Below are 16,729 nucleotides of genomic sequence, written 5' to 3' on the forward strand. Positions count from 1 at the left end.
TGGCCGCTGGCAATTACTATTAGACTATTGGTTACAGCAGAAAGCCACGGTTGCATCCATTATTGGAATTGCAGCCACAGCCATTGTTTCCATTATTGCAGCCACCATTGCAGCCACCATTGCAGGAATTGCCCCATGAATTACCACAGGAATTACCACAGGAATTACCCCACGAATTACCGCAAGAGCCGTTACAGGAATTGTTGCAAGAGTTACCGCCCCAATTGTTGCAACCATTATTGAAACACATGCGTGTCACCTCTAAATATTAGTCCACCCATAGGGGTGGACTAATATTATATGCTATTAAAAAAAGTGTGTGAATGTAATAAGAAGTACCGGCGTTGTGGCCATACACCAGATATCAAAGAATTAGGGAGGGTAGAATTATCTGGTTATTAATTCTCATTATTTTCGAACTGATTGTAGCGCTTTATTTGCTTCTACTGCATTGTGAAAGGCTAGTGGTCAAACGACTAAACGAGTTCTATATTGTAATATATACATTCCCTCACCCATTGGTTTGCTTGAAGATGAATCGTGGACTTCGCCGGGAGCTGCGCAAAGGACATCTCACAATAGAACAGGTGCAGCTGAAAATCAACCGCTGTACTTCTTTACTTTGTAAGAATGTTCCCAGTGGTACCTATTCAGCGTTAACTCATGACAGGGTGTTGGAGGGGCTTCGGCACATGGAAAGGAGGGGACGTGCCACAATTATTAAATGCAAACCAAAAGGCAGGCCTAAAAAGCAGAAAAGGGAATATCGTCATCTGTTTGGTTGCCGGTATTCATGTAAGGAGCTGCCCAAGCTGCAAATGTACAGGATTCATTTCATCATTCATTAGAGCTCTAACTGTTTAAACAGTTGGAGCTTTCTTACTTTGCTTAAAGAACTACCAGCTCTGCTGGTGGAGAAAGACCTTAAGGTATGGACAAGAAAAAAAGCTCTCCGATAAAATAGAGCTAAGGTCTGCTAACATAACTTAAAAAAAATCGAGGAGGTCTTTGCATGAAAGGCATAAAAAGCTTAGAACATACCAATGTACAGTTTACAAGGCACTACACAGGGTAACGGTGTGACGGGTGGTGTTATGCCAGTCAGATTTTCCATGTAATGTTCATTTTGTCTCAGGTGGATTCCACAGTAGTAACCAACAAATCCAGCACCCAGCGCTTATCACCAAAATTAACGGTTTCCCATGAATACAATTTTAACTGCGTGTTCCTCCGCTCTGTCATCATATGACTGCCACCCTTCTTTGTTCTCGCTGCTCTTATTATAGCAAATCCTCCGTTCTTGGATAGTTTGTCAATAGCTTGAACCTGCCCCGAGGCCCTAAAGTGCAACCAAGTTAATGCAGATGTGGTTTTGCTCATATTCTGGATTCGGAATACAATAAATCGGATTTTTAGAGGCTAAAGAGTCCTATGTTGTGTGTAGTTGTATGTTTTACCGAAGCTTGATACACTTTTCAATCATTTTGAGCATATTATAGAGCATTAATCTATTCCAGCGCTAGAACAGAGAGGTGATTTATATAGATACTACTCACTATAGGTGTAATAAATGCAATGCTCACTATGGTTGCTGTTGCTGCAATACAGGCTATTATTGTTGTATTCCCGGTCCGCAAGGGCCAATCGGACCCCAAGGAGTGCCAGGCCCAGCCGGTCCCCAAGGCCCTGCTGGCGTACAGGGACCTGCTGGACCACAAGGTGAAGTCGGGCCCCAAGGTGTAGCCGGACCCGCCGGAGCACAAGGCCCTGTTGGCGTACAGGGACCTGCTGGACCACAAGGTGAAGTCGGGCCCCAAGGTGTAGCCGGACCCGCCGGAGCACAAGGCCCTGTTGGCGAACAAGGTCCCACCGGGCCACAAGGCGCTGCGGGTCCACAGGGTATTGCTGGACCTGCCGGAGCTCAAGGACCTGCCGGCGTAGCTGGTCCAACGGGCCCTCAAGGTGTAGCCGGACCCGCTGGAGCACAAGGACCTGTTGGTGAACAAGGCCCCACTGGTCCTACTGGAGATATTGGGCCCACTGGCCCTACTGGTCCTACTGGCGATATTGGGCCCACTGGCCCCACTGGTCCTACTGGCGATATTGGGCCCACTGGCCCCACTGGTCCTACTGGAGATATTGGGCCCACTGGCCCTACTGGTCCTACTGGCGATATTGGGCCCACTGGCCCCACTGGTCCTACTGGCGATATTGGGCCCACTGGCCCTACTGGTCCTACTAGCGATATTGGTCCCACTGGTCCTACTGGCGATATTGGTCCCACTGGCCCTACTGGTCCTACTGGCGATATTGGGCCCACTGGCTCCACTGGTCCTACTGGCGATATTGGGCCCACTGGCCCTACTGGTCCTACTGGCGATATTGGGCCCACTGGCCCTACTGGTCCTACTGGCGATATTGGTCCCACTGGCCCCACTGGTCCTACTGGCGATATTGGTCCCACTGGCCCTACTGGCGATATTGGTCCCACTGGCCCTACTGGTCCAACGGGCGTCCTTGCGACCGCATTCGGTGGCTATTATATGACTGAAATCGGGACGTTGAACCTGACATCAACACCAATCATAGTACCGCTTGATTTACAGTCGGATTCCTTTAACAATGTAAGTTATGCCAATCCCAATGCTATTACCATTGATGAAGCGGGCACGTATCTCATTATGGTTACTATGAGCGGCAGATCGGTATCTACCACGACAGCAATTTCCCTTGAACTTGCCGTCAACGGTGTGGCGCAGGGGAACACAATGCAAGCTCTAGAATTTGATACGTTTGAACTCAATACTTTCGTGTTCTCAAATATCATGACGTTGTCCGCTGGAGACCAGTTGAGCCTTCTGATTTCCGCAGATCCGGATACCCTGTTCAGCACCCCTCAATTGGGGCAGGCTGCGGGCATAGTTGTGCTGCGGGTAACCTGATCTTGGCCATTTGTGCTGATCTCAATGAACTTATTTTGCATAATTATCGTATCATACAAGCCCGCAAGTAACGTGAAAACATTGCTTGCGGGTTTGTACGTCTTATGATTTTCATCTTAACACATGTTTGTGACGTGGAGTAGAGAGCGGAGGACAACTGCCTATCTCTGCGACTGCAATAAATTTATAACGAATGATCAGGTACCTGGGATGAATCCAGTGGCATTGTTTTTTGCACAGAGCAGTTGTCAACAGCCCATTTCTCGATCTGCGTATAGTTCCTTGTAAACTAACCTAGGTACACATGTCAATACCATATGGTGTTTGCCCCAAATATCGAAGGCAAGTAATATATTGAGAAATAAGGGATGACATAGGGTTTATTCTAAGAAAACTATGTGGACAAAAGGAAATAGAGATAATCGAGGCCAACGCATGTCCAACCGCATCCATATGATAATTAGTATCCCGCCGAAGTTTGGCGTGTCACAAATAATGGGGTATTTAAAAGGTAAGAGCAGCCTAATGATATTCGATCGGCATGCAAATTTGAAGTACAAATACGAGAACAGCACTTCTGGGCAAGAGGCTATTACGTAGATATAGTGGGGCGGAATAAAAAGTAGATACAAGAGTATCTCAAAAGGCCACTAGAGGAGGATGAGTTTTCGGATTAAATAAGCTTAAAGAAGTATACCGACTCGTTTACGGGTAGCAAGAATACCAAGACATAAAAAAGCACCCCTTTAGGGGTTGCTCGAGAAAGCAATGCGGATAGCAGACCTTTAGAGGATCCTTTAGGGGTATTGTCTGTATTATGCCCCTATAGGGCTTATTCAAACCTCCGGCTTAGCCGGAGGTTTTGACTATTAACAGTTTAAGGAGGTTGAAAAAGTGAAAATCACAAGGCAATCGGAGAATGTACCTATTCCCACTCATGCAGGAACTTGGTATACCATTGATGCTACCAGTATTAATGGCAAGGAATATTTTCTCATGGAGCATGAAAAATATGGAGATGAAGCCGCCTGCATCATTCTCGACAGTAAAGGGCATCTGGTTCTGGAAGATGTATTCAATGGGTTTGATGATCTAAAAGAGTATCTTGGTGAACCACAGCGCTTGTTTGTAGACATGGACGGCACTCTAGCAGAATTCAAGCGTGTTGATCGGCTGGAATCCCTGTATGAATACGGCTATTTTGCCAATCTCCAGCCCATGGAGAATGTAGTGCAGGCTATCCAAGAAATCATATACAGCAGCCCGGAGATCGAGGTTTTCATCCTTTCAGCGTATCTTTCCGACAGTCCCCATGCCCTGATCGAAAAGAACCAGTGGCTTGATCAGCTTTTGCCGGAAATTGATGCCGCCCACCGGGTGTTCTTGCCCTGCGGCAGTGACAAAAGAGAGTTTGTACCGGGCGGCATTCGTCCTACAGACTGTCTTCTGGATGATTACACCTATAATCTTTCCGGATGGGAACCACCAGCTAAAGGCATCAAGCTCCTGAACGGTATTAACCACACCAAAGGCACATGGCAAGGCGTTTGCACCCGATGGGATACCCCACCTGCTACCCTTGCAAGCCAGATTGTAGAGATTATGGAAGGCAAAGCTCCAGCATACCACCCCGGCTATTTAAATACTGAGGATGAGTCTTTCTCTATGGGAAAGCAAACAGCCCTGAGGCTTATGGATGAAGGGTATAGCCCATATCATCATCAGGGCTGTCTGCATATTTTTAAGCACGCCACCAACGGCGATTTACGATTCTTTACTATCCAGTCGAGACGAAAAGGGCTTGAAATGAAGCGAATATCTGACATGGCTGATCTATCCCGGTATATGGACCTTATGCCTGCCGAGATCCGCAGCGGTATCCAAACTGTACAGCAGCACAAAGCTTTGAAGCAGGCGGCCAGAAAGCCGATGGAATATTAACAACGGTAAGCGGGATAGCCCAAGGGCTGTCCTGTTTCTATGTTTCGGAGGTGAAATTATGTCAACCGTGTCGGACGCTATAAAAAATGAGATACAGATTATCGAGTATGCCCAGCAGTGTGGATATACCCTGACCAGAGCCGGTCGGCAATACAGCCTGAAAGAACACGACAGTATCCGCATTGACCCGGAGCGTAATGTTTTTTACCGGCATTCCACCGGTACCGGTGGCAGCATCATTGATTTCGCTATGCTAATCCATCAGGTGGATACGGCAAAGGCCATATCCATACTGCGGGGTGAGCTGACAATCGTACCGGGACAAAGCACCCTCCCAATGCACAAACCCGCTCCCTCAAAGCCAACCGGGCCACTGGAAATGCCCCCGAAGGTTGAGGGCCGCTACAAGCGGGCTATTGCTTACCTAACCAAGACCCGGGGAATCGATAGGGCCATTGTCCTGAACATGATCGAGCGCAGGCAACTTTATGAGGATGACCGCCACAACTGTGTATTTATCGGCTTTGATCAAGAGGATAAGACTGCCTTTGGCTGTATGCGGGGAACCTCTACCTACCGGAAAAAGCCTTTTCGCCGGGATTTAGAAAACAGTCAAAAGGAAATAGGATTTTATGTTGATAATGGAGCCTCACGGCTAGTGGTCTGTGAGGCTCCTATTGATTCCATGTCTTTTATGACACTGTTAGCCCGCAATAAAGTGAACTGGAAAAAATTTGACTATCTGGCCATTAGCGGTATGTGTCTGGAAACATTACCATACCATATGGCCCGCTTGCCTCAAGATCGGCTCAGCCACGTTTATCTTGCTACAGACAACGATAAGCGTGGGAATGAAATGCGGGTGTCCTACCGGAACCAGTTGGAGGGGCTGGAGTTCAAGGGGAAAATCATTGATAAGGTTCCTGTGCAAAAGGACTGGAACCTAGATTTACTGGCAGCCTTTCCTCGAGAGGTACAACAGCCAAAACAGCAATATCAAAAAACAATGCAAATGGAAAGAGGTATTCAGCCATGAAATTTCTCAGTTCATTCCCCGGCCTGATCTTATCGGCTAATATTCAGAGTGGGCTTGACACTGCAAAAGGTGAAATTATGGATGTCATGAAATATGGAGTCGACAAATTTGCAGTTCCCATATTGGCGGCGGTAGTCGTTGTGGTGATGCTTTTCTACATCGGAGGTGCCATTTCTCAGCATAGACAAGGTCAGGACTATCAAGAAAAGCTCAAGCCAATTGGTATTTGCCTCGTTGTTCTCGTTTTAATTGTTACCTTCCCTGTATGGGGATGGGCCATGATTGGTCAGGGTCAGTAGGCGGCTATGGAGTGGTTATTTGATCTGTGGGCAGACCTTACGCAGAATCTGTTGCAGAAATTGGTAATGGGATATGCCGAGTTCTTGCTGGGGCTCAGCCTCAACGCTTCCACCGATTTTTGGAACAATCCCATTATTAATCTTTTAATAGAATTCAGTGGTTGGATGAATATGATTGTCATGGTAGTATCCCTATTATTTCTCCTGTTTGACATTATGGAGGAATCCACCGGAAGAGGGGTTGAATGGGGGATGGTTTTTCTAAATTTAGTTAAGGCCATGGTTTTTGTATTTACCAACCGTTGGGTAGCCGTTCTAGCCATGCAGCTGGGAGAGTTGATTGCTTCCTCCATTTCCTTTCGGGGGGATGTCACCGGTATAACAACGAATCTTGAAAAGCTGAATCAACTAGCCGGTAGTGCATCCAACATGATCCTTATGATTTTGGTTGTGTGCATTGTTGCCGTGATTTTTTTGTTCGTAGCCTTGCGCAGGTTCGGCGCCATGCTGCTGCAAATCTTTACATCCTCCTTTTATATAACAGACATTATCCGAGGAGATACCAGCAAACTGGGGGAGTGGATTCGGCAAACACTGGCTATTGCCTGTACTTATGTATTTCAGTATATGTTCTTCTATTTGGGGCTTATCTTTGTCTCTAACGGAGAGCCTATGCTGGGCATAGCATGTTGGATTTCTATCACACAGGTGGATAAGGTTTTACAAAAATTTGGCTTTAGCACTGGTGCGCAGGGGATGCTCGGAACAGTGGGACGCATGGCTGCTGAGCAAGGGTTTTCTAGGCTGGTAAAGCTATGAAAGGTGAGTATATATGGAACCAGTAAAATATGTTGTACCGCCCAGACTTAGGAGCAGAATGACCTATCTGGGCTTTAATCCAGAGGAGCTGCTTCTCATCTTTGGTGCGCTGTTTGGAGGGATGTTCCTAACCCTATATATGACCACAGAAACAATGGAACTTCTGGGCACGCTTCTTTTCATCGTGGCAGCCTGTTTTGCTGTTCTTTGGTTCAGGCCCTCCAACGGTAAAAATGTCCTTTCGTATTTGCGGCTGTTGCACCGTTTTTATGGAAGGCCACAGACCTTCAGCTTAAAGGAGTGCGGCAAATGAAGAAAAATAAGCGAATAGACAACCTGATCAATTTTAGAATCTTGGAAAGCAGTGTGGCCACACCTTTTGGTGTGGCTCAATTTCTGCGTATCCTTCCACCAAACCTTTCCGTCATGACCAAATCGGAACGAGAGGCGGAAATTGATAAGCTTGAGGCACTACTGGATGCTGCTACCATACCTTTCCAAATCTTTATTATGGATAAAATCGAGGATTTGAGTGCCAACAAAGAATATTATGAAAATCTCAAGGCAGGCAGCGAATACGAATACATCATTGATTCCATTTTGGAAAGTGTGGATAAAATTGAAAGCGACAACAGCGCTGTACAGAGGGCCTACTACCTTGTGGTCATTACAAAGGATCGTGAGGAATTTACCCTGTTTAAAAATCTGGTTGCTGAACATTTTGCTTTTTATCAGGCTGACCGACAGGAAATTGCAACCCTTCTTCGCAACTTCATTCTCCGTGAGTTTATTGGCCTTGATGTTTATGCATTGGAAACTGAGATTAAAAATTCCGCAAAGGCCAAAGATAAACGGCATGGAAAATCCACTGACCCTACTCATCTTCTGGGTGATGAGCTGAGCCGCCGCCTAACACCCCAAAAGCTTAAATTCACACCCCAGCGTGCAGTACAGAACGATTTTTACAGAAAAACTATATTGATAAAAAACTTTCCTTCCATGTTGGATACGCCCTGTTTCCTTTCCAGCATTGCGCAAATTAAAAACACAACCCTATCTATCCGACTGGGACAGATGAACGAGGTGCAGGCTGTGGGGCTTATAGACAGCCAGATGAACAACATCAAGGCTAAAGGGAATCGAGCCAAGACTTCCGAGCAGATACAGTCTGAGGTGGAGCAGGAAAGTATGCGTACCTTTTATCGAAACTTGGCTAAAAACAACTCTAAGCTCTATTTTATCAACATCTACATAGAAGTGTATGCTTCAACGGAGGAGGAGCTAAGGAAGCGCATCGGTACTGTTAAAAGTAAGCTGTCGGCGTTCCGTATTACCACTGAAAACTTGACCTATGATCAGCTGGAGGGTTTTCAGGGGGTTTACCCTCTTGGAAAGGATGTGTTGGGCAGCAGTGCCAACAACATGCCTTCCCCCACTATTGCGGGAATGTTCCCCTTTAGTCATTCCTACCACAACGATCCGCAGGGAATCCTACTGGGATCAACAGCAGATGGGGGCCATATGTTTTTGGATTTATGGCAGAGAGTATCGGCCATCACCAACGGCAACTTTTCCATTACCGGCGATTCAGGCCAAGGCAAAAGCTGGCTTATGAAGAAGATCAACACCCAAATGATTATCCGGGGCATTACCTGTTTTTCTCTTGATCCGGACGGAGAGTACAACGAAATGTTTTATACTGTGGGCGGTACAGTTGTAGACTGCGCAAGCGGAACCATTAAAATCAATGCCTTTGAAATACGCAGACTGGTAAATCAAGCGGTTGACGGTGAAGATAGTGAATTGGAGGCTTTCCGGCACAAGGCTGTATTCTTCCAGCATTTGAGCTGGCTCAAGGATTTCTTTCGAGTATTGTTTCCCGAGATCACCACCAAGGAACTGAATGCCCTTATGATTCTGACTCAGGATATGTACCGGAAATATGGCATATCTGAAAACACCGATGTATCAACGCTTTCTTCCCAGCAATATCCCACCTTTACCAGCCTCTATGAATATGTATCGGATGTACTGGAGTGTTCGGAAAATTACAACTACTCTATGATATCCACCGATATGATTAAATCCTTGCTGCTTCTTTTAAGGGATACCTATGACGGCAGCTTGGGTCTGCTGCTCAATGGCCACACCAATATTAAAAATTCCCGCATGATCAATTTTGATATCTCCCAGCTTCGTACCGGCTCAGAGGAACGGACACAGGCGGTGCTTTTCAACATTATGACCTACTGCTGGAATCGTATTTCCAGACGAGAAGAACAAATTCTCTTTGATGTTGATGAGTTGCACCTTCTTATGAACCGCAAGAATTATATTATTGCCGGTTATCTTCGGGATTTTCAGAAGAGAGCCAGAAAATATGATGCGATCATCGGCACCGCTACCCAAAGCCTGCGTGATTTCCTTGACCCCGAAATGATGCATATAACGGCACCTCTGCTCAATAATGCAGCTTTCAAATTCATTTTTCATCCCGGCGATCTGGATCTGGAGAGAGTGCAAAATCTATTGGATCTCAGCGATGGGGAAATTACCTGCATCAAGAAACCCAAGCAGGGACACTGCTTACTGAAAGCTGGTGGTCAAAAATATTCGTTAAATGTGGGCAAGCTGCCTTACGAGGAAAGCCTTTTCGGTAAAGGCGGGGGCCGGTAATGAAGGCCATTATAATTAAGCTCCTGCTATCCACAAAGCCAAATAAAACGGCCAAGCTGGTGGGGATTATCGCTGGAATTATACTTGGCCTTCTTCTCTTCATAGTGACTGTCTTGGGTATTGTACTGGTGGCTTTGGTGTATATTGTCAATCCCCAGATGTTTGGGGATGTATCGGATAACATACACCATCAGGCCATACAGGAGGTGAAAGCCCTGTATGCGATTGACAACGATCTGAACCTTAGCTATTTGATTATGGTTGATCTTCTGGCGGATCACAGCCTGATTCTGGATAAGGTCGAAGCGGCGCAGTTCGTAGCAGCGTATTTTGTGGAAAGACACGAAGAAGTGATCGAGGTAGAAGTAACGGTAATCAATGAACAAGGAGAATCGGAGACAGAAACAGAGGAAGAAATCATCGTATATTACCTGTTTCTCACAGAATCAGAGATTATGCAGTTAGTTATGTCCCCCCCTTTCAGCTTTGGCGATAGTGAACTGGAGGCCATGCGTAACATGATTTATTCTGCGCCGCCATCTCAGAACAATCCCCAAGACCTGCTGCGGGGCGGTAAATATCCGGTACCCATGTGGGGTAATATCACCAGCTCCTACGGCTGGCGCATCCATCCCATCACTGGTGAGAAGGATTTCCATACAGGTATTGACATTCGGGGAACTTGGCACGATAAGATAATCACCATCGCAGACGGAACCGTTGTCCAGTCCTCCAGTGACCAGTGGTATGGAAACTTCATTCTCATTAAACACCCAGAAGGCTTCTATTCCTTCTATGCCCATCTTTCTAAGAAGTTGGTCAAGGTAGGAGATGAAGTCAGCCAAGGTCAGGTTATTGCTCTGGAGGGTGGAGAGCCGGGAGTTGACACCAATGTCGGTTACTCAACCGGCCACCATCTGCATTTTGGAATTTACGCCAGCACCAGCCGCAGCAGTCATTTAGATCCTGTGGATTATTTATATAGCAAGGAGGAAGGAAAAGCAGCGTAGCTAGTTCAAATATTGTTTCATTGCCTTAATGTTATCCTGCTCAATTCGGATCAGGTTTTCTGCCACCTTCTTAGCTTGAGGAGAGATATCCTGATGCGTATTGAGCGTTTTCGTGTTGTCTACGATTCCCATAGCACTGCCTTGAATCAGCATTTCAGCCATATGAGAAGATGTTTTATCAATCAAAGTGTTGAATTGAACGCCCATCCAAAGGCCAGTGCTTTCCATTAAATTAGAATCTCTAGGCTGTTCGCCTTGCTCTAATAAGAGGGTGGCAGCCTGCTCTTTTAATTGAGCATATTCTCCGAGAAACCTATGCAGTGTTTGGGAGAATCTAGGGTCATCTGATTTTTCCACCAATAGTTGAGTTCCCTTAATACCCATTTCAGCATTCTGATAAACATTATTCAACATATTTATATCTTGCTTATTAAGATCCATACTTTTACCACCTATTCAAGTTTCCATTAGTATTTGCAGGAATCTCTTTTATAACCAAGTTTAAGGAGTGATAAGACAATTGGATGTTTTAGAAATCTACAGGAATAGGGAGGAATTCTCACATGCGCAGCGCACCTCTGCTCTGCTGGCTCGGCTGATCCGTGAGCTCCGACACAGCGGTCAGCTGGAGGTGCACTATACCCACGAACAGGAGGCGTGCATCTTATATGCTGCTGTCCTCCACGATCTGGGCAAGATCATGATACCGGACAGTATCCTGCTTAAACCGGGTAGTTTGTCTCAATCAGAGTATTCGGTGATTAAGCTGCATACCATGCTTGGGGTGCAGCTTACGGAGAATTTTTTGGAACTGACACCCCAGCAGCTGAGCTTTGCAAAAACCATTTGTATGCATCACCATGAAAAATGGGACGGCTCCGGTTACCCGGATGGACTTGCTGGAAAGGACATACCGTATCCTGCTCGCCTTATGGCTGTAGTGGATGTTTACGATGCTCTTACCCATACTCGGCCCTACAAGGCTCCTTACCCCGAGCCGGTTGCATTGAGCATTTTAAAGGCAGGTCAGGGTACCCAATTTGATCCTGTAATTGTGGAGGCGTTCACATTCATCGTGCCGACCGAAAAAGCCTATAATACAGCCGTTAACTTGATGTGTGCCAGCACTTTATAAGAAGGCTGCCGACTGCATAAGCTTTTTATAATCCAGTTTTTCTTGGTTAGTGCCAGAAAAACGAACGGAATCTAAGCGTTTGTGCTGTCGCTTGTGCCGACAGATAAATCAGCCTGCTTTGCAGGCTGAGGTGGTGGGGTATGGCATTTATGCCATACCCCTTTATCCTGTAGCATCAGTTTTGCAGGGACACCAAAACTAAAGAAAAGGAGGAATATCATGGGACTGAGTAAACGTACATACCGGATCGACGAAAATTTGGTGGATGATATTAAGTCGGTAGCCGCAGAGCTTCGCCAGAGCGAAAATCAGGTGGTAATAACCGCCCTGAAACTCTACCGGGACTACCACCACATGCAGCACAAGTCTACTTTTATCAATGAGCAGATACTCCACGTTGTGCAGGGAACTTTACAAATGGCTGAAAATAACATCAACCGCAAAACCAACAAGCTGCTCTCAGAGCTGGCGGTTCAGGCCGCCATCCAAAATATGATACTGGCCAACAGTCTGGAGGTAAAGCAAGCGGATCTGTACCGGTACCGATTGCAAGCCCTAGATTTTTTGAAGCAGAGCCAGCGCATTTTTAGATTGGATGAGGCCAACGAATGAGCAGCCCCAAGCTGATCTGCAAAAGTGGGTATCTCAAAGACATCACCCACTTTTTCAATGTGCTCAACTACGCCGGGAACAAAATTGACCGGCAGCGCATTGCTTTTACAGATGGCACCACACTGGAGGTTCCGGCCGATCAGAAGATCGTGCTGACCACCGGCCAGCAGGACAGCGTGGCCGCTATCCAACTGGATTTTAAAGATGGAGGCAGCAAGCGAATCACCTATGAGGCCTACAGCAAGCTAACGGAGGCAAAGACCACCACTGTGACGGTGCAGGAGCTGGAGACTGTGCAAGACGATGCTTTGCTTGTTAACACCGATGGGAAGCAGTATCACAAAACGGAGGATTTGGATTTTTTTCGTTATCTGGGATACATCGAGGGCAGGCCGGGTGTGGAAAAATCAGACGGCCATGGTCTATTTGGCCTTACCGGGGATATACCGGTGTCCGAAGCGGAGGAGCTGGGGGAACAGTACCACGATTCCCGAAAGTGGTCGCATATCCTTTCGTTGGATGAAGGAGATGCCCTACGCACCGGCTTCAACCAGCGGCACATGTGGGCGGCGCTTGTCCGGAACAAAGCGCCGGTGATCGCCAAGGCGTATAACATTAGCCTTGAAAATATGGTGATCAACTGCGCCTACCATGGCAACACCGACAACCCCCATGTCCATCTGCTTTTTTACAGCAAAGACCCAAATGAAGGCTTTGTTAAAGGCGGCAAGGAGGGAATGCTGGCCGCCACTGAAAAGCTGAAATCCACTCTGCACAACTCTATTTTTAAGGATGATACCGCAGCCCTCAAGAAAGAGAAGACTCTAACCCGGGATGCTTTGCGGGATCGAATTAAGCAGTCCCTTGGGAATCTGGCCGCCAAGGATTACAGCCAGACCGAGCTGGGAGAAAAGCTGTTTGCCCTGTCCTCCGATCTTGCCGATCTGAGCGGGAAAATGCAGTACGAATATTTGCCGCCAGCGGTCAAGGTAAAGACAGATGATATTCTGCGCTGGATCATAGAGAAGGACAGCGACATGCAGGCTCTGTATGAAAACTATTTAGGTATTCAGGGTGAAATGATTGCACAATATGTTGCCGATCCCGCCAAAGTGCAGAAGAAACTGGAGGATTTCGCCGGGCGCTTTTTTGCGCCGGGCAAGGGGGATTTGAAGCTCTACCACAACGTTATTGTACAGGCTGCGGTAAGCGTGGGGGATTTTTCCCCGCCCGAAAACGTGGCCAGCGGCGAAGAGAAAAATGGGCATTCTCCCACGGTTGGCGGTGAGCTGTCAAGCGGAAACAATGATGATATCCCCATGCCGGGGGATTGGGATGCACCTCCAGAGAGAGAGTTCTTCCCCGGCCCGGAAATCGAGCCAGCAGCGAAGGAAGAAAAAAGCGATTCTCCCATGCCGCCTCCCGAAGTGTCAACCGGCTGGGAGGATTTTTCTTTTTCGCCCGAGGATATTCCCCCGGAACGGGAGGTCTTCTATTTTCCAGAGATAGTGCCAGCGGCGAAAGAAAGAAAAAAGGAGCTTGCCACTCAACGCCTCGAACTGTTAGCCGGCAATGAACAGCCCAGCTACAAGGCCATGGCCGAGTTTTTAAAGGATCAGCACGGGTGCCTGAACAATAAGGCCTTTTCCAAGGCTTACCGCAAAACGCTGTCGGGGATTTTTAACCCCAAGATACCCAATACCTCCCTTCAGGAGTCTGTGCTGGGTGAAATGGAGCAGCTTCGCTCCTTTGAGAAAAAGGAGCAGTATTCCCCCGCCTGCAAAAATCATATACGCAATGTTTTCGGAATGCTCAGCAGTACGGATGGGGAGCTGGCAAACAGCATTGAGGCTATGTTTGAGGCATCCGAGGCGGCGCTGGTGAACGAGTTTGGAAGGGTGGCTACTAAAGAGTATCTGGAAAATTTCCGACAGAATATGCACAGCCTAGAGCGCACAAATGAAGCACACAGCTACATCACCTATTTTGCTCAAACGCTGGAGGATCAGCAGTATTACCAACTGCTGGAGGCTTTTAGTGAATTTAACCGTCCGCTGAATAAAGCCCTATATAAAGGCTTCCGAAATCTGTATGATGATAAAAAGAACCGCAATGAGCTTTTGGATGTGCTGCGGGAGATCCAAACCATCAGCCCCTATCTGGAGGATGATGAGGTAAACACAAAGGTTTGTGAGCTGGTAAAGCCTCTTTTCGGCACACTGGTTCAAGATCCGGAGGTTTCCCCAGCTTTTGAGGAATACAAGGCCAATTATGGCGAGGTTCTGGACACATATATGCCGGAGCATGCTGTGGAGTACAAAAAACGTTTGGATCGTACTCTTAGGGAAGTGAAGCGGCTCATGCGGCCCCATTTCAGTATCGTGCAGTTTTCAAAAAACTATGAGCAATTTGTCTACGACCAGATAACCAGAGATAGGGAGATCCACAAAGAACTGAATAACAGCCTGTATTCTTCCCTGCGGCAATGCCTCACCGATCAGGACACTTTTTCTTCTTTATTGGTGCGCCGGGAGCTGGAGCAGTATGCTTCAACTCAGGATCAAAAACATCTGGCTGCTGTGTTTCAGTATCTCTACAATACCCATCAGAGCTTTCACACACTGGTGGACGATACCACCGAAGCCGTCTACAGGCGGCTCAAGGGTGAAATGGGAGCCGAGGTGGCCCGGACTTGGATTGAGCAGTACAAAAAGGCTTTGTTTTCCGCTGAAAGTTCCCTTTCCATGTACTGGTCTATGGGACGGTTTGCCAATACCCTGTCGGAGCAGTATTACCGGCAGATCCCTTCTAAGCACAAGGAAATCATGGGGACACTGTACAAGGCCATGCGTTACCGGCTGGGCCAAGGCCTTAACGATTCGGAGATTTTGGCACAGCTCCAAGAATTGCAAAAGGCTCTCAAAGAAGAAACACCGGATCAAGAGCAATGCGCAAAATTGGCATCTGCGCTTCTCTCCGGAATCTCTAACGATGGCATCAACAATTTGATGAATGTTGCAAAAAGCAATTGGGAGCAGGCCATCGGCCAGTACTGTGACGATCCCAATAGGGCCATGGAGCTGCTGCACCGTGTAGAGCATGACTTTTATCATGGAGATGGCCCGATTCGTTCTTTTATTGAAAACTTCGCCAAAGACCTCCAAACCAATCAGGCGAAGCATGTTTTTGATGAAATGAAGGACTTCCTCAAGGAATACCGCTCCGCTCTGTTCAAGGAGCTGCGACACGCTGTGATTTATCACAAGAAAGCCATTGAGCCACTTTTGGAGGCAGTGCTCAAGAAGCCCAAAGATGTGAAGGCCCTTGATGATCTGCTTGCCACGCTATCGACCAAATCCGTGAATTTATTGCAATGGAGGGATACCCTATGCGCTGATTTTTCCTATAGGATGGGGCAGAAAGGTTTTGTTTACCCGGCAGAAGAGTTTCAAGAACTTTTTGACCGCTTTTTTTACGCCTGCGGTGAGAACAAATATGATACGATATATGTTAGAGAAACGGTGGGGAATGTCCATGAGAAAATGGATGAAATCATTTGCGACTTTTATAGTTACCGGATGAAAGCGGCTTGCAACAGCCTGATTTATGGCCTTGGCGCATTGCTGGCCACACAGGCTGACACCGCCCGGAGCGGTGCCCCGGAGCAAAAACACAAGCGGAAACACCCATTTATCCATCAGAGGCGAAAAAGGAAAAATATATCCACACAATATGAATACTAAAAATGAGAGGAAATGAATGATGAACACACCAAACGAATTAACTATGCAATTCTCCGACTTTGAAAAGCGCTGCCTCGAGCAGCCGGAAACCTACAGCTGCTTTTATTTGCCCGGCAAGATAATCTGCTACACCAGCCTAGGGTATCATTACTACGAAATAGAGGAAGGTGAGCAGGATCTCTTTGAGTACGGACTTTTTGAGGAATTTGAATACCTAAAAGAATGTCATGGCCTTCCGGAGCTTGTACAAATTAAGCAGCTTGATGCCTTGTCCAAACAGCTGCTGCCCTTTGGTATCGCTCCCGTGTCGGTGGATGTGGAGAAGGACATATATACCATCTACGTCAAGGAACAGGATACCTATGCTATCGTTAAAGGCCAGCAGCTTGCGTATATCAATGAGAACACACTCCCATCACTGACACATGTCAGCGCCAACACCTTTTCCCGAGCTTCATATATCCAACTGGCCGAAGATGGCCATATCATCATCTAACCCCATTACATAAACAATCA

Annotated in this window: 14 protein-coding genes and 1 pseudogene; 13 read left to right on the forward strand and 2 right to left on the reverse strand. The window is 47.0% G+C overall.

Going from position 1 to position 16,729, the window contains the following annotated elements:
* Positions 1-24: 24 nt before the first annotated feature.
* Positions 25-237 carry a hypothetical protein gene (locus U6B65_14760; GenBank protein ID WRS29017.1) on the reverse strand — a complete coding sequence of 71 codons (213 nt, stop codon included), beginning with the start codon at positions 235-237 and terminating at the stop codon, positions 25-27.
* A 2,306-nt stretch (positions 238-2,543) separates the two neighbouring features.
* Here U6B65_14760 and U6B65_14765 point away from each other — a divergent pair.
* The 9 genes and pseudogenes from U6B65_14765 to U6B65_14805 all read left to right on the forward strand — a co-directional run bounded on the left by U6B65_14765 (position 2,544) and on the right by U6B65_14805 (position 10,723).
* Positions 2,544-2,942: a hypothetical protein gene (locus tag U6B65_14765; protein WRS29018.1), complete on the forward strand. Its 399-nt coding sequence runs from the start codon at positions 2,544-2,546 to the stop codon at positions 2,940-2,942.
* 317 nt (positions 2,943-3,259) lie between these two features.
* Positions 3,260-3,676, forward strand: a pseudogene (gene tnpA / locus U6B65_14770) (IS200/IS605 family transposase).
* A 160-nt stretch (positions 3,677-3,836) separates the two neighbouring features.
* Positions 3,837-4,883: a hypothetical protein gene (locus U6B65_14775; protein WRS29019.1), complete on the forward strand. Its 1,047-nt coding sequence runs from the start codon at positions 3,837-3,839 to the stop codon at positions 4,881-4,883.
* Positions 4,884-4,941: 58 nt separating this feature from the next.
* A complete protein-coding gene (locus U6B65_14780; protein ID WRS29020.1) occupies positions 4,942-5,919 on the forward strand; it encodes a DUF3991 and TOPRIM domain-containing protein in 978 nt (325 codons plus the stop codon).
* Complete coding sequence (locus U6B65_14785; GenBank protein WRS29021.1) at positions 5,916-6,218, forward strand: DUF3852 family protein; 303 nt, start codon at positions 5,916-5,918, stop codon at positions 6,216-6,218. Before U6B65_14780 ends, U6B65_14785 begins: the two co-directional genes overlap by 4 nt.
* Before the next feature lie 6 nt (positions 6,219-6,224).
* The gene (locus U6B65_14790) at positions 6,225-7,037 is read left to right on the forward strand and encodes a conjugal transfer protein TrbL family protein (protein WRS29022.1); all 813 of its coding nucleotides are present in this window, start codon (positions 6,225-6,227) and stop codon (positions 7,035-7,037) included.
* 13 nt (positions 7,038-7,050) lie between these two features.
* The gene (locus U6B65_14795; GenBank protein WRS29023.1) at positions 7,051-7,350 is read left to right on the forward strand and encodes a hypothetical protein; all 300 of its coding nucleotides are present in this window, start codon (positions 7,051-7,053) and stop codon (positions 7,348-7,350) included.
* Positions 7,347-9,713: a DUF87 domain-containing protein gene (locus U6B65_14800; GenBank protein WRS29024.1), complete on the forward strand. Its 2,367-nt coding sequence runs from the start codon at positions 7,347-7,349 to the stop codon at positions 9,711-9,713. The genes U6B65_14795 and U6B65_14800 overlap by 4 nt, the downstream gene beginning before the upstream one ends.
* Positions 9,713-10,723 carry a M23 family metallopeptidase gene (locus tag U6B65_14805; protein ID WRS29025.1) on the forward strand — a complete coding sequence of 337 codons (1,011 nt, stop codon included), beginning with the start codon at positions 9,713-9,715 and terminating at the stop codon, positions 10,721-10,723. Before U6B65_14800 ends, U6B65_14805 begins: the two co-directional genes overlap by 1 nt.
* On the opposite strand, the gene U6B65_14810 is transcribed toward U6B65_14805, so the two are convergent.
* Positions 10,724-11,164, reverse strand: a complete 441-nt coding sequence (locus tag U6B65_14810) for a hypothetical protein (GenBank protein WRS29026.1) — start codon at positions 11,162-11,164, stop codon at positions 10,724-10,726. It abuts the gene before it with no gap.
* Positions 11,165-11,243: 79 nt separating this feature from the next.
* On the opposite strand from U6B65_14810, the gene U6B65_14815 reads away from it, so the two are divergent.
* The 4 genes from U6B65_14815 to U6B65_14830 all read left to right on the forward strand — a co-directional run bounded on the left by U6B65_14815 (position 11,244) and on the right by U6B65_14830 (position 16,709).
* Positions 11,244-11,858: an HD domain-containing phosphohydrolase gene (locus tag U6B65_14815; protein WRS29027.1), complete on the forward strand. Its 615-nt coding sequence runs from the start codon at positions 11,244-11,246 to the stop codon at positions 11,856-11,858.
* 219 nt (positions 11,859-12,077) lie between these two features.
* Positions 12,078-12,470 carry a hypothetical protein gene (locus U6B65_14820; protein WRS29028.1) on the forward strand — a complete coding sequence of 131 codons (393 nt, stop codon included), beginning with the start codon at positions 12,078-12,080 and terminating at the stop codon, positions 12,468-12,470.
* On the forward strand, positions 12,467-16,213 hold the full coding sequence (mobP3, locus tag U6B65_14825; GenBank protein WRS29029.1) for a MobP3 family relaxase: 3,747 nt from the start codon (positions 12,467-12,469) through the stop codon (positions 16,211-16,213). The genes U6B65_14820 and mobP3 overlap by 4 nt, the downstream gene beginning before the upstream one ends.
* A 16-nt stretch (positions 16,214-16,229) precedes the next feature.
* A complete protein-coding gene (locus U6B65_14830) occupies positions 16,230-16,709 on the forward strand; it encodes a hypothetical protein (protein WRS28969.1) in 480 nt (159 codons plus the stop codon).
* The last annotated feature ends 20 nt before the right edge of the window (positions 16,710-16,729 follow it).

This window comes from Oscillospiraceae bacterium MB08-C2-2 (assembly GCA_035621215.1).
In the GTDB taxonomy this organism is placed as follows: domain Bacteria; phylum Bacillota; class Clostridia; order Oscillospirales; family Ruminococcaceae; genus WRAV01.

What these genes read in the sequence shown, in the direction of transcription:
- U6B65_14760 (WRS29017.1), bottom strand. Translation starts at nt 237, where the DNA reads ATGGTTGCAACAATTGGGGCGGTAACTCTTGCAACAATTCCTGTAACG.
- U6B65_14765 (WRS29018.1), top strand. Translation starts at nt 2,544, where the DNA reads ATGACTGAAATCGGGACGTTGAACCTGACATCAACACCAATCATAGTA.
- U6B65_14780 (WRS29020.1), top strand. Translation starts at nt 4,942, where the DNA reads ATGTCAACCGTGTCGGACGCTATAAAAAATGAGATACAGATTATCGAG.
- U6B65_14785 (WRS29021.1), top strand. Translation starts at nt 5,916, where the DNA reads ATGAAATTTCTCAGTTCATTCCCCGGCCTGATCTTATCGGCTAATATT.
- U6B65_14790 (WRS29022.1), top strand. Translation starts at nt 6,225, where the DNA reads ATGGAGTGGTTATTTGATCTGTGGGCAGACCTTACGCAGAATCTGTTG.
- U6B65_14795 (WRS29023.1), top strand. Translation starts at nt 7,051, where the DNA reads ATGGAACCAGTAAAATATGTTGTACCGCCCAGACTTAGGAGCAGAATG.
- U6B65_14800 (WRS29024.1), top strand. Translation starts at nt 7,347, where the DNA reads ATGAAGAAAAATAAGCGAATAGACAACCTGATCAATTTTAGAATCTTG.
- U6B65_14805 (WRS29025.1), top strand. Translation starts at nt 9,713, where the DNA reads ATGAAGGCCATTATAATTAAGCTCCTGCTATCCACAAAGCCAAATAAA.
- U6B65_14810 (WRS29026.1), bottom strand. Translation starts at nt 11,164, where the DNA reads ATGGATCTTAATAAGCAAGATATAAATATGTTGAATAATGTTTATCAG.
- U6B65_14820 (WRS29028.1), top strand. Translation starts at nt 12,078, where the DNA reads ATGGGACTGAGTAAACGTACATACCGGATCGACGAAAATTTGGTGGAT.
- mobP3 (WRS29029.1), top strand. Translation starts at nt 12,467, where the DNA reads ATGAGCAGCCCCAAGCTGATCTGCAAAAGTGGGTATCTCAAAGACATC.
- U6B65_14830 (WRS28969.1), top strand. Translation starts at nt 16,230, where the DNA reads ATGATGAACACACCAAACGAATTAACTATGCAATTCTCCGACTTTGAA.